General features: G+C 40.5%; 12 protein-coding genes, 1 tRNA gene and 2 pseudogenes. 8 read left to right on the forward strand and 7 right to left on the reverse strand.

Annotated elements, in window-relative coordinates; all coding sequences use genetic code 11:
• Positions 1–54: 54 nt before the first annotated feature.
• The gene (locus NVS78_RS07510) at positions 55–585 is read left to right on the forward strand and encodes a hypothetical protein (RefSeq protein WP_286358636.1); all 531 of its coding nucleotides are present in this window, start codon (positions 55–57) and stop codon (positions 583–585) included.
• A 54-nt stretch (positions 586–639) separates the two neighbouring features.
• Here the strand turns inward: NVS78_RS07510 and NVS78_RS07515 are convergent, their stop codons facing one another.
• The 4 genes from NVS78_RS07515 to NVS78_RS07530 form a co-directional block, all read right to left on the reverse strand.
• Positions 640–1,923, reverse strand: a complete 1,284-nt coding sequence (locus NVS78_RS07515) for a hemolysin family protein (RefSeq protein ID WP_286358637.1) — start codon at positions 1,921–1,923, stop codon at positions 640–642.
• Positions 1,924–2,018: 95 nt separating this feature from the next.
• Positions 2,019–4,961, reverse strand: a complete 2,943-nt coding sequence (locus NVS78_RS07520; RefSeq protein ID WP_286358638.1) for a calcium-translocating P-type ATPase, PMCA-type — start codon at positions 4,959–4,961, stop codon at positions 2,019–2,021.
• A 5-nt stretch (positions 4,962–4,966) separates the two neighbouring features.
• On the reverse strand, positions 4,967–5,590 hold the full coding sequence (locus NVS78_RS07525) for a DedA family protein (protein ID WP_286358639.1): 624 nt from the start codon (positions 5,588–5,590) through the stop codon (positions 4,967–4,969).
• Between the two features lie 61 nt (positions 5,591–5,651).
• Positions 5,652–5,954: a hypothetical protein gene (locus NVS78_RS07530; RefSeq protein ID WP_286358640.1), complete on the reverse strand. Its 303-nt coding sequence runs from the start codon at positions 5,952–5,954 to the stop codon at positions 5,652–5,654.
• Between the two features lie 336 nt (positions 5,955–6,290).
• Here NVS78_RS07530 and NVS78_RS07535 point away from each other — a divergent pair, with 336 nt between their 5' ends.
• Complete coding sequence (locus tag NVS78_RS07535; RefSeq protein ID WP_041503880.1) at positions 6,291–6,899, forward strand: MarC family protein; 609 nt, start codon at positions 6,291–6,293, stop codon at positions 6,897–6,899.
• A gap of 1 nt (position 6,900) precedes the next feature.
• On the opposite strand, the gene NVS78_RS07540 is transcribed toward NVS78_RS07535, so the two are convergent.
• Positions 6,901–7,113, reverse strand: a complete 213-nt coding sequence (locus tag NVS78_RS07540) for a hypothetical protein (protein ID WP_286358641.1) — start codon at positions 7,111–7,113, stop codon at positions 6,901–6,903.
• A gap of 377 nt (positions 7,114–7,490) precedes the next feature.
• Here NVS78_RS07540 and NVS78_RS07545 point away from each other — a divergent pair, with 377 nt between their 5' ends.
• The 4 genes and pseudogenes from NVS78_RS07545 to NVS78_RS07560 form a co-directional block, all read left to right on the forward strand.
• Complete coding sequence (locus tag NVS78_RS07545; RefSeq protein WP_286358642.1) at positions 7,491–8,393, forward strand: hypothetical protein; 903 nt, start codon at positions 7,491–7,493, stop codon at positions 8,391–8,393.
• Between the two features lies 1 nt (position 8,394).
• The gene (locus NVS78_RS07550; protein ID WP_286358643.1) at positions 8,395–8,529 is read left to right on the forward strand and encodes a GNAT family N-acetyltransferase; all 135 of its coding nucleotides are present in this window, start codon (positions 8,395–8,397) and stop codon (positions 8,527–8,529) included.
• 404 nt (positions 8,530–8,933) lie between these two features.
• Complete coding sequence (locus tag NVS78_RS07555) at positions 8,934–9,740, forward strand: class I SAM-dependent methyltransferase (RefSeq protein WP_434802134.1); 807 nt, start codon at positions 8,934–8,936, stop codon at positions 9,738–9,740.
• Positions 9,737–9,901: pseudogene (locus NVS78_RS07560) on the forward strand (ribosome small subunit-dependent GTPase A); the annotation flags it as partial. The gene NVS78_RS07555 and the pseudogene NVS78_RS07560, both read left to right, overlap by 4 nt.
• Before the next feature lie 274 nt (positions 9,902–10,175).
• Here NVS78_RS07560 and NVS78_RS07565 read toward each other — a convergent pair.
• Together NVS78_RS07565 and NVS78_RS07570 are read right to left on the reverse strand one after the other, a co-directional pair.
• A tRNA-Asp gene (locus NVS78_RS07565) sits at positions 10,176–10,249 on the reverse strand.
• A gap of 138 nt (positions 10,250–10,387) precedes the next feature.
• Positions 10,388–10,660: a zinc ribbon domain-containing protein gene (locus tag NVS78_RS07570; RefSeq protein ID WP_286358645.1), complete on the reverse strand. Its 273-nt coding sequence runs from the start codon at positions 10,658–10,660 to the stop codon at positions 10,388–10,390.
• A gap of 70 nt (positions 10,661–10,730) precedes the next feature.
• Here NVS78_RS07570 and NVS78_RS07575 point away from each other — a divergent pair, with 70 nt between their 5' ends.
• Both NVS78_RS07575 and NVS78_RS07580 read left to right on the forward strand, forming a co-directional pair.
• Positions 10,731–11,549: an alpha/beta fold hydrolase gene (locus NVS78_RS07575; protein WP_286358646.1), complete on the forward strand. Its 819-nt coding sequence runs from the start codon at positions 10,731–10,733 to the stop codon at positions 11,547–11,549.
• Positions 11,550–11,891: 342 nt separating this feature from the next.
• A pseudogene (locus tag NVS78_RS07580) lies at positions 11,892–13,200 on the forward strand (MATE family efflux transporter).
• The last annotated feature ends 10 nt before the right edge of the window (positions 13,201–13,210 follow it).

The raw sequence follows: 13,210 nt of genomic DNA on the forward strand, positions 1-13,210 counted from the left end.
AGAATAATATGCGGTGATATTTGTTGTGATACTAAATAATAAAATGTAAAAAGAATGGAAGAATATAAATTCATAAAAGATCAAATTATATCTCTTACGCAAGGAAAGGTCGTAAAGAAAAATGAGGGCTATATGATACCTCTGTTATTAATCGTAATCGGCATCATAGCATTGGTTGCCATTCATTATTTGTCTCAAAGAATGCAGCGTTCTCCTTTTTTAATGTTTGCTTCCGTACTCTCTTTTAGTGTGGTATGCGGAGGAGTATTTATTTTCGTACAAACCAAGGCAAAATATATTTATACCGTATCTAAGGGGGTGTTTTTAATAAAGAAAGTGGTACTTGTTCGGGAAGGGATGGAACAGTATTTCCAATGGTTGAAGGAGAGAAGCTTTTATAAACTTTTAGATTATGAGGCAAGGGAAAATAGTGATGTTTTTTTAGAGGTTTGGGTAGATCAGACTTTGACCATTGCTTTTGTGCAATTGATGGTTGAACGTAACCGCATTCCCTTTCCGGTATCTGAAGTATACCAACTTTCTGAAGCGGAGGTGGCTGAGAATTGTGAGTTATTTTACAAATGACTGGTTCAACAAGTAAATCGAGGCGAGTTTCGATTTACTCGTTGAACGATAGGGTTATTCGGATAAAAGAGGAGAGTTCAGTTTCACTAATATTTTATCGATCCTGGCCCCGTCCATATCCACGATTTCCAAATCGAAACATAGCCAGGATAACTGTTCCCCTGTTTTAGGTACGTGTTCCAGAATTTTTAAAATTAGCCCGCTTACCGTGTTGTAATAATGGTTGGGATATAACTCTTCCATGTCGAAATAAGCCAGAAAATCGTAGAAAGAACATTGACCGTCTATCAGGTATGACCCGTCGTTCCTACGGATGATATCCGGTTCTTCTCCTATTTCGGGCACGTCCCCGATAAGAGCAGTCAGAATGTCTTTCAAGGTGAAAATCCCCTCGATGCTTCCGAATTCATCCGTGACCAGTCCGTATTTCAGGTGTTCTGTTTTCAGATGTTCCAAAGCATTGTAAACACTTTGATTTTTAGGGAAATATTGAGCCGGACGGATGATTTTTTCTAAATTGAAATCCGGTAAATCAATCTTTCCGAACAGGTCTTTCAAATAGACGACACCGATGATGTTGTCTAATTTTGAATCGGCTACGGGGTAAATATTATAAAGATGCTTATTTACGATATTCCGGATTTGATCGTTGGATTCGGTAATATCTAGCCAGACCAAATCACTGCGGTGAGTCATGATGGAACCGATGTTCCGGTCTCCGAGGTTGAAAACCCGTTCCACGATGTCTTGCTCTACTTCCTGAACCTCCCCGTCGTCCTTTCCTTCTTTAATAATAGCCTTTATCTCTTCTTCCGTTACTTTCCCGTCCTTGGATTCTTTTAGTCCCAGGATTTTCGTTACCAGTATTGTGCTGGCGGATAGTAACCACACGAAAGGAGAGGCTATTTTAGAGAGAAAAGTCATGACGGGAGCCACGATCTTGGCTACTTTTTCTGCGGCATTCATGCCGATGCGTTTAGGAACCAGCTCTCCTAAGATTAAGGTAAGATAAGTCACTATGACCACGATGATTCCTTTGGAAACTGTCAGGGCGTGAGCATCGAGGGGCGTTATCCGGGAGAGGAGTAAAGCAAAATCGTTGGCTAACGTCTCCCCGGAGTAAAGACCGGTAAGGATTCCTATTAAGGTGATGCCTATTTGGATCGTGGATAGGAAACGATCCGGTTCCTGAGCTAATTCTAAGGCTGTTTTTGCCGATTTATTTCCTTGTTTCGCTTCTGTCTCCAAACGGGTTTTACGTGCGGATACCATCGCAATTTCGGACATTGACAGTATACCGTTCAATAATATCAAGGCTAATATAATGATGATTTCCATTTTAATTGTAATATTAAAAAATAGATTTTAATCTTGTTGTAGAGATGTTATTCCGTATTTGACATACCAACTATTCATGTATTATGAGATTCATTTTAATGTAATGTTTTTTCTTTTATTCGTTTTATAGCTCTGAATAGTTCGCCGATCCATAGAACGAAAGAGGTTGAGAGAGTAATCCATATCCATTCGTTCCAGCTTAGGGGAACGGTTCTGAACACGCTTCCACCCCAGTTGACGACTAATATTTGTCCGATAACAATAGCCAATCCCACAATAAGAAAACCCTCGCTTTTAAATAATCCTTTAAAGGCGGAGTTGTTTGTTCCAAAGGTTTTGGCGTTAAACATATTCCAGAACTGAAGCATTACGAATACCGTAAAGAATAGAGTCAGATTTCGTAGACCTTCCGGGGTATTGGCGTCTATGCCTCCGGCGTAGTTTGACAGGAAGTACAAAAGTCCCAATAGGATGATAACAAATATAAAGCCTGTTCCTAAAATCAACGTTCTCATTTGAGGAACGATGATGAAGGCGTTCGAATCTCTCGGTTTTCTTTTCATCACTTCCGGATTGGGAGGAAGTGAGGCTAAAGCTCCTGCAGCAAAAGTGTCCATGATCAAGTTTACCCATAACATTTGGGTGACGGTAAGTGGCAATTCGGAACCTAATAGAGATCCGAGTAACACGATGATTAAAGCGGCCACGTTAATGGTTAACTGAAAAAGGATGAAACGTTGTATGTTTTGATACACGGAACGTCCCCACATAACGGCTGTTGCGATACTGCTGAACGAGTCATCCAACAGCGTAATGTCGCTGGCCTCTTTAGCAACGGAAGTACCGCTACCCATGGAGAGGCCCACATGTGCGTGGTTCAGGGCGGGAGCATCATTCGTTCCGTCTCCGGTAACGGCCACGACAGCCCCTTTTTGCTGTAACAACTGTACCAAACGTTGCTTATCTGTCGGACGGGCGCGGGACATGATTTTTAAGTCCAGAACGCGTTCCAATGCTTCTTTATCGGATAATTGAGCAAATTCGCTGCCGGTAATGTGATTCCGTTCGGTATCTTGATTTGTCCATAGACCGATTTGTGAACCGATCTCTTTTGCTGTACCGGGAGTGTCTCCCGTCACCATTTTGACTTTGATGCCAGCCTCGGAACAACGTTTTACAGCTTCGGGAACTTCTTCCCGTATGGGATCCGATATGGCAACGATGCCTAAAAAAGTTAATTCCGTATGGTACAGACGTCCTTCATGGAAATGGGAGTCGTTATCGTCGATAATCTGGTAAGCGAAACCTAAAGTACGCATCGCCTGTTTTTGATATTCGGATAATTGCGTATTTACTGTCGTTTGGAGATCTGCCGTTGATTTCAGACCACCGGTTGTTTGTACGTTTTTGCAATGAGAGTAAACAATTTCCGGAGCTCCTTTTACATACAATACACGTTTCCCGATCAGGGGGGATTCCACGAGTGTTGCCATGTATTTACGTTCTGTCGAAAAGGTCAATTGATCGATAATGCGAACGTTTTCTCTTAGTACGGAATAGTCGGTGTTTCGTTGGTTTAGCCAAAGTAAAAGAGCCGCTTCGGTAGGATTTCCCAGTGTTTTTATTTTTCCCGGTTCGGATAAATCGAGAAAAGCCGTTGTGTTGGCGGCAATACCCTCGAAAATAAGCCGTGTTATTTCATTATCGCCGGTCTTCTGTTCTTCCAAACCGTAAAAATTAGTTTGGTAAACAGTCATTTGGTTTTGAGTCAAAGTACCTGTTTTATCCGTGCAAATAACCGTGGTTGCGCCCATGGTTTCACAGGCATGCATTTTTCTTACCAAATTGTTTGATTTTAACATTTTACGCATACTTAATGCCAAGCTGAGGGTAACGCTCATCGGTAGGCCTTCGGGAACAGTTACGACAATCAGCGTGACGGAAGCCATAAAGGCCGAGAGTATTTTTTTACCTACGGTCAGAGATACCCATGCATATGGATCCCATGGTTTTACCCCGAATAATAATCCGACACCCAACATGATAACCAAAGCAGCCAAAGCGTACAGTATCCATCGTCCCCAGCTCCCTTTTTCGACGGATGCGGGCATCTCTTTTTTTATTCCCCGTAATTCGTACACATCATATATGACAGGTATCCATACTTTAGCTAACATGATGACAGCCGTGATTATAACGGCTCCGATCAGCCCCAGTTGTCCTAAAGAAGGGGCAGGAAACGCCGGATTGAAGAAAAGCCCTTTTATGAAAAGAATCGTAAAGGTCACGATTGCACCGCAAAAACCGACGATACCGATAAATTTTGCCAATACCTCTAACTGTTTGTCCAAAGGAGTCAGCTCTTCGCTTTTTTCTGTAGATCTTTCGGCGACTTTACCGAACTCCGTCAGGTCTCCCACGGCAGTCACTTCCATGATACCATGTCCGTCAGCTACCGTTGTGCCGCGCATAACGTGATCGGTAGGGTAGGTAGCTTCCCGGTCGAATTCTTCTTCTATTACACTTTTGGCAGTAATGGGCTCACCCGTTAGACTGGATTCATTTACTTGTAAAGAAACGGCCTCCAGTAAGATTCCGTCCGCGGGGATTTCTTCTCCTTGTTCTAGGATAACAATATCTCCCACGACGATCTCTTTTTTCGGAACCTCCCGAACATTATTATTCCGGAAGACTTTGACTAACGTATCGTCGTTTATCTGATTCAAAACATCGAATTTTTTGTTGGCATCCCAAACAAACCAGGTCGCAACTCCCGTTGCCAGTAATACGGCTGCTGCAATGCCGATGGTTTCTGCGATTTCGATGACATCTTCCGATAGGTACATGGCTATGGCAATGCCTCCGGACAGAAAAACGGCTATCAATAAAATACGTATGACAGGGTCTTTAAAATTATCGATGAATATTTGCCACAGGGATTCCCTTTTGGGAGGTGTTAATATGTTTGCCCCGTGTTTTCGGCGACTTTCTATCACCTGTGCGTCGGTTAAACCTGTATAATGTTTTTTTGATTCCATGCTGCTTATTTATTTTTTTTGTTACGAATACCACGTATAATTAAAAATCCCAAAAAGACGATTCCTACGATTGAGGTTATTATACTTAATTCGATAAAATAGTGTTGCAATAACTCCTGTTGTGAATATAAAAAATAACCTGCCAAAGCGAGAATAGTGTTCCAGACACAGCTTCCGAGGAAGGTGTAAATAATGAAACTTTTTAAGGGCATTCTTACAAGACCTGCCGGAATGGAAATAAAACTTCTGACTCCCGGAGTCAACCGCCCTATAAATGTCGAACTGTTGCCATATTTGAGAAAGTATTGTTCTGATTTTTCTATTTTTTCTTTTGAAATCATGCACCATTTACCGTATTTGGTAGAGGCAAAGGTATAAATAAAATTTCGACCTAATGTGCAGGCAAGAAGGTAATTCAACAGAGCTCCTAAAACGGCCCCTATGCTTCCCGTCAAAATGATTCCGATCAGGTTCAATTCTCCGTTTGCGGCTTTCCATGCTGCAGGAGGGATGATCAATTCGGCAGGAAACGGGAGTATGGAACTTTCAATAGTCATACACATAATGATGCTCCAATAGTTTATATTTTGAAGATACCAATCGAGAATGGTCTGAAGTCCATCTGTCATAAATCATTTATTTCGCTTATTATTTATGTTCAACATCACTCGTAAAAAGAGGGAACTCTTGTTAGACGATGAGTTTTTTCAGCGAATAAATATAAAATCCGTTTATATAACGGGACGTGAGCACATGGATATAATTTTCTCTTTTGAAGGACAGACGTTCGAGAAAAGAGAAAACTTTGGATTGGATGATAGTTTCCCGGTTTATTGATTTAAAATGAGAAGTTTTATACCAACCGATTCTTCGGTTGGTGGAACTCTTTAGACCTGCTTTTGACGTGATTCCGTGTTGTTCTGAATAAGGATGAATAGTAGTGGATTCGGAGTCCAACGAGGAGAGTTGTTCCAAGTCGAACAATTCGTCCATTTTATTTTTTGAACCCTCAAAAGAGTCCGAAAAAATATCGGACACTGAAAAAGATAGAATAAAAATCAGGTATAAAAATATAAATTTTCCCATTGCTTTCGTAAAATTCCGATCTCAAAAGTAATATATTATTTCGGATTGCTGCATAGCTTTTTATTTTATCAAATGAACTTTATGTTAATTTTAATTTTATTAGAAGGGATTGGGAAAGGAGGAGAACTTCAAGTGTTAAATAGGGCTTAAATGATTTTTGAAAATAAGTATAGGGAATGGGTAATTTATCCCTACCTTTGTGAAAGGCAAACGTAATTGTCGTTCGCGTAAATAAGGATTATTATGACAGTAAAATTGATATTGAGTTGTATTGTCGCTCTTTTGGCTTTGGTTAATCCTGTCCAGAAAGTTTTGATCGTTACGACCTTGCAGGAGCGGTTTTCTCCTAAAGAATTACGATATATCTCCATCAAGTCAACGATTACGGCGGCCATGATCTTGATTTTTTTCCTGTTTTTAGGAGAGATAACGTTTAGTTATGTGTTTCGGGTAGAGCTGTACTCTTTTCAGATTACCTGCGGTGCCGTGTTGATGTATAACGGTTTATCCGGTCTGTTGAAGGGATTTTTCCTGAAAGTCGATGAAAATATAAAAATTGCCGACCTGACAACGGTCCCGATCGCTATTCCTATGATCGCTGGTCCAGCTACGATTACGGCTGCTGTAACCTTTCCCGTGCAATACGGTAGGGAGATCACCATTATTGCCATCCTTCTTGCTTTGGGAGTAAATCTGTTTTTTATGCTGGAAGCTCGACGGATAGGGAATTTTTTGATAAAATATAATTTTATGAATCCTTTGATCCGGATTATCGGCTTAATTGTGGCAACAATCGGTCTACAGATGATTTTTGATGGTATTACTCTTTTTATCAAAGGATTGTCCTCTTGATTTATTTTTTTAGAACAGAGATAAGTAGCGTCATATTTACGCGAAACTCATTCTCCGTTTCCGGAATGACTTTTTTACATATTTCTTCGAACGATTCTATGTGGTGGAATACCAATGAACTGATTACAATATCAATGCAATCGTAGGAAGAATCTATTCCTAAAGCATACGCGGCTCCATAACTATTCTTCGAATGGAAAAAGAATGAAATCATATAAGGTGTGTTTCTTTTTTGAAAGAAATAGAGCTTATTGTTATATCAAAATAGATGCATGATGATCGTTATTATTCTAAAATAATATAAATATTGGCTTAATTATTTGCAATCAAATTATTGATTACGTATTTTTACATTCATTGATGTGGTGAATTTATTTTGTTTGTTATTTATTCCATGTTTGGAAAATAAATTTTTTATGATATTGATAATAAGCCTGTTGTGTCGTTTTGAGATAAATTGTTTTCCGTTTCGACGTATGTGTCTATCCAACCGGGTCGAGAGGAGAATAGGTCCGTGTGGATCAAGATTGCTTTTCTCGAAATGAAAAAGTTATGAACAGAAGTAAATGTATAATTAAAAATAAAGGTGTTATGAGCAAGCAAATCGTTATGGTGTTGGTGAATAAAAATTGGGAAATAGAACCGGTATTGAGTGCATTGACAAACCCTAAGTTACGTCCTATTACTCTTCCTTTTCCAGAGTATATCGATACTCCCAAGGATGGCGATAATAAGATGGATACGCCTCGGGCTATTTTTCGTTTATCACCCGATAAACGGAATTGTACTGAAATTTCCATTTGGTGTATTGAGGATCTGATGTCTCCGGAAGTAAATAGTTCCAGTTCCGAGGAAAAATATCGGGTTTTACCGTCCGTTATTGCCAAATGTAATCCCCAACTGGTTATTAGCGTGAGTACAGCCAATTATCCGGTAGAGGAAGGATCGAGATTTTCGGCAAACGGATCGGTATATTTGGGAACGAACTTTTTTATTCATAACGGTCATCCGGATAATCCGGAAAGTAACTTGCAGACTCCTTACGAGGGACAATTACTTACCGGGCACATAAGCTCCGCTTTACTCGATACCATTAATCGGGAATGCGGACCTGCCGCCGTGAAAAAGTTTATCACGCCTTCCAATGCTCCGGCAACTTGGGGATTTACCTGTGAAATATTGCCCGGCTTCTCTGCTGTAAGTTCTATTAATATAACGGATTACCAGGAATACGATAATCAAGATAAGATAGCTAAGCAACATTTCGAGGCGATCGCTCCATTGGGTTACGAATTGAAGTCTATCGAGACAACTCATGGTATAGTCAGGGTTTCTACGGAGTGTCCGGTCATTTTTCTTTCACCGATAACCGATCGTTTGGGACATTTCGATGAAGATGTGAGTGATACTCAGAACTATGCGGTTGCTTTTAATGGCGGTTTGGCCTTGGGAGAAATTTTTTGCGTATTGAATCGTTTCAATGGATTGTTGTGATATGTTGATAGAAGCGGGAATTCAATTGTTACGGGAGAGAGGGGCTAATCTCGTTTTTGTAGGAGGCTACAAAGAATACTATCCCAAGTATGGGTTTATACCTCAGGCTGCTCGCTCGGGTTATTCGGCTCTATAATTTACAATGTCGTTGGTCCAGGGCTCTTCCGGTCGCTATGTCATTCGGCCTTTCATGCCCGTTAGAGTGCGATTGGGAGGCATAATCCGTAATTATGGTAATATTATCCGTGATTTTTTGTTGGCGATATATTTTTTGTCAAAAGAAATATTTCTTACCTTTACGACATGGTAAAAACTTTGCATAAATCGGATTTGGTGTCGTAAACAATCTGCACTTTCTGTACAGATTGTCCTTTCGTTGCTCTCGGATAACCTTTTCGAGGGTCATTTCTATTATATATAATTTCAGTTTTTAATTTGCGTACAATGATGAAAGCATGGTTATGTTTTTGCTTGTATGCTACATACATACAGATAATGAGTAACGAAAATAAAATACTTGGAAACAACTCCGGTGACCTCATGTTCGGTCAGGCGAACTCATTTGTTCCCTCCTCGCTCAATCAGTCTATTCATGCGTTCGACTATAATTTGATCTGTGATTATTTTTTAAATACAGAACGTCAAGGACCCGGAAGTCCTGAAATAACTCTTAAAGCATTGAGTTTTATAGATAACCTTACCGATGAATCCCTTGTTGCGGACATCGGTTGCGGTACGGGCGGACAGACAATGATACTTGCCGGGGCTGTTCAGGGGCAAATTACCGGGTTGGATTTGTGTCCCGATTTCATCCGTATCTTCAATCGGAATGCCGGTAGATTGGGGTTGCAAAATCGAGTGAAAGGAATTGTCGGCTCCATGTCTAATCTTCCTTTCGGAAAGGAAGAATTGGACCTGATCTGGTCAGAAGGAGCGATTTATCATATCGGCTTTGAACGGGGATTGAATGAATGGCGAGAGTTTCTTAAGCCAGGAGGATATATTGCCGTTTCGGAAGTATCATGGTTCACCGAGAAACGTCCGTCGGAAATCGGTGATTTTTGGATGGAGGCTTATCCGGAGATAGATACGATTCCCCGTAAAATAGCCCAGATTCAGAAAGCCGGTTATATCCCTGTTGCCAGCTTTGTCCTGCCGGAAAATTGCTGGACGGAACATTATTACATTCCGCAGATTTCTGTTCGGGAATTATTCTTAAAAAAATATGCCGGCAATAAGGCCGCCGAAGGATTTGTTGCTTTTGAACGTTACGAGGAGGGGCTGTACTACCGGTATAAGGAGTTTTACGGTTATGTATTTTTCATTGCAAAAAAGATCGGGTTATGACTGATTTAAATGCTTATGGTTGGAACGATAAGTTAAACCGACTGAAACAAGAACCTACGCGTAGAGCTCTTACTCCTGGTCGTGTGACCGTCGTGCACCGCACGTGTTACGAGATTATTTCCGAAAATGGGCTGTTTCGATGCGAACTGACGGGAAGCATGGCGCTTCTCTGCTTCGGAGCATGAAAAGCGTAAAAAGGATAAATCCTTTTCAAAACTCGTGGATGAAGTGAAGAAACGGAAAGGGAATTTCTGATTTCGATTTTATGGCGGAGGTATTCTTCTCGAATACCTCCGCATTATATTTACGAGAACGATCAAATGATTATCTATTATACGGAAAAACACGATGACAAGTAAACGGATGATATCGTAAGCGTATCTTATTATAAAAAAAACTCTAAGTCGTTATTTTAACTAACTTAGAGTTTTTTCGCGGTGCGGACGGGACTCGAACCCGCGACCCCATGCGTGACAGGCATGTATTCTAACCAGCTGAACTACCACACCAAAATTTTAAAGAGCAGTTTTGTATTGCGGGTGCAAATATAATGCTTGTTTTTGATTCTACCAAAATGGAGTCTCTTTTTTCTCGTTTGTATAGAAAAACTCACGAACGGTATGACTTGAAAATAATTATTCCGCTAATTATTTTTGCCAGCGCTTAAGAGTCGGAAAGTATTTTTTCATCTCCAGAATAGCTTCTTCCCGGGTATAATTTAGTCCGCTTCCGGCATTGAATTCATCCACGTAGTCGGCACACTCTTCGATCATTTCTTCCATAGTGATATTTTTGGTAAAATGACCTTCTTGAAAACAGTAGCAGCAATATTCTCTGTTTTTACTCTCGTCCTGATTGGTCCCGTAATCACTCTCCGCGTTCATGGGCATCCCGCAGCTTTGGCACATTTGCATTGTCATTGTTCCTTCATTTTTAATCGGTTCTTTTTACAAATATAGAATTCTTTTTAAAATAGTGGGATGCTGTTTTATGAAATGTTTATATTTGTTGGGAATAATACAGGAACTGATGGTTAGGAAATACGGTCGAGAGCCTTATCGGGTAGTCGTTGTCCACGGGGGACCTGGAGCATTGGGAGATGTCGCCGCGATAGCCCGTAATTTATCGTCAAGTGTGGGAGTGCTTGAACCTATTCAGTCTAAATATACCGTTGACGGGTTGATAAAAGAATTAAAAGAACAGGTCGAGACCTATACCAACGAACCTCTTTCTTTTATAGGGCATTCATGGGGGGCGTGGCTTGCTTTGTTATATGCCGTTCGCTATCCGGGAAAGGTTAAACAATTGATACTGATCGGGTGTGCCCCTTTTGAGGAGGAGTATGTCTCTTTGATATCCGAACGTCGGAAAAAAAGACTTTCCGAAGAGGAGGGCACGTATTGGGATTTGCTTGTCGGTAAGTTGGAACGAGGATGCAATCGGGACGACGTTCTGGTGGAGTTGGAGAGATTAGTTGTAAAAAGCGATCATTACCGGTTCCGGGAATCTGAAGAGGACAAACGTGATATTCTGCCGGTCGATGCTAAGATGTATTCTTCCGTTTGGCGGGAAGCGGAGAAAATACGGAAAGACGGAAGATGGAAGAATTTATTGTCTTGTATTCGATGCCCTGTATATGTGATTCATGGGGAGATGGATCCGCATCCGTTGGAAGGCGTGACCGAGCCTTTGTTCCGGGCAAATATAAAATTTCGGAAAATCGTATTACCTCGATGCGGTCATTCGCCTTTTAAGGAAGAAGAGGTAGGCGAATCTTTTTATAACTTATTGAAGTCTATTGTACTATAATACTGAAGATGATGTTACGATGACAACTAAAAAGGCAAATGCAAAGGGTAGACGTTTTAAAGGAGTATCATTGTGGAATGAAAACCTGGTTTGGTGGTGAACTTTTTATTAAATAGTTCTTTAGCTGGCATAAGTATGGAAGTTTTTCTTACTTTTGCCTATCGAATGATGACAAAGTTCAATCTATGAAATGGCAACTGTGCAGATAGTTACGCCCGGAATGTAAAGAATCTGATCTTTAACGTGTTTCTTTCCTTCGAAAGAGGCTAATTTCATTATATATCTTATAAACGGTTGTGATGTATCGAATCGATGCATCGGCTATGCTATTAAAATTGAACGATGAATTATACTTATAAACAAATCTGGCTCATCAACTATCCGGTGATGGTGAGCCTGCTCATGGAGCAACTTATCAATTTGACGGATTCTGTTTTTTTAGGACATGTAGGAAAGGTAGAATTGGGAGCTTCTGCTTTAGCAGGCATGTATTTATACATCGATTTATATGCTTGGGTTCGGCTTTAGTCTTGGCTTGCAGGTTATGATCGCCAGGCAGCACGGGGAAGGGATTTACGATAAGATCGGTAAAACTTTTTATCAGGGCATATCGTTTTTATTCCTGCTTGCCGTTTTTATTTGGGGCCTTTCCGTTTTTTATTCTCCCGTGATATTGCGGAGGTTGATAACTTCCGATAATGTCTACACGGCAGTCATACAGTACGTGAATTGGCGAAATTGCAGTTTTTTATTTGCTTTTCCTTTATTGGGGATTCGATCCTTTTTTATGGGAATTATCCGTACGGAAATTCTTACGAGAAATTCGATCCTTATGATTTTTTGTAACGTGATATTCAATTATATGTTCATATTCGGTAAAATGGGTTTTCCGGCATATGGAATTGCCGGAGCCGCGATGGCTTCTTCTCTGGCGGAGGGTGTAGCCTTGTCGAGTTTGGGCATATACATGTATTTGCGTGCGGATAAGAAAAAATACGGATTGAAGTTTGGTTTTGAACTTGGCTTAATGAACCGGTTATTTAAACTTTCGGTTTGGACTATGGTCCGCTCCTTTTTTTGTGTTGCTCCCTGGTTTTTATTTTTTATTGCGATCGAACATTTGGGAGAGACTGATTTGGCGGCGGCTAATGTCGTAAGGAGCGTCTCCATGCTGTTTTTCGTGATCGTGAACTCTTTCGCTACTACAAATATTTCATTGGTAAGTAGTTTATGCGGGGCGAAAGAAAAAGAGAAGATCGCTATTGTTTGCAAAAGGGTTATGCTATTGGCTTACGTGACGGGATTGCCTTTGATTTTGATGACCTTTGTTTTTTCTGAAAAACTTTTGCAATTTTTCACGGAGGAAATCTCGGTTATCCGGGTTGCTTTTTATCCTTTGCTTGTGATGTTGTCAACCTATCTTCTTTCAGTACCGGCATATGTCTATTGTAATGCCGTGATCGGCCTGGGAAAGACGAGATTGGCATTTGTTTTTCAACTGACGACTATTGCCGTTTATTTTATCTATTTGTTTTTATTGGCGGGCAGTAAATCTTTCCCTTTAGCCGTTTATTGGACTGCGGAACAAGTGTATGTTGTTTGTTTGTTCCTCTTTTCGTTTGCATATATAAGAAAGGGGAAATGGGGATAAGGAATGGATT

The sequence above is a fragment of the Gabonibacter chumensis genome, assembly GCF_024741215.1.
GTDB lineage: Bacteria > Bacteroidota > Bacteroidia > Bacteroidales > Marinifilaceae > Gabonibacter > Gabonibacter massiliensis.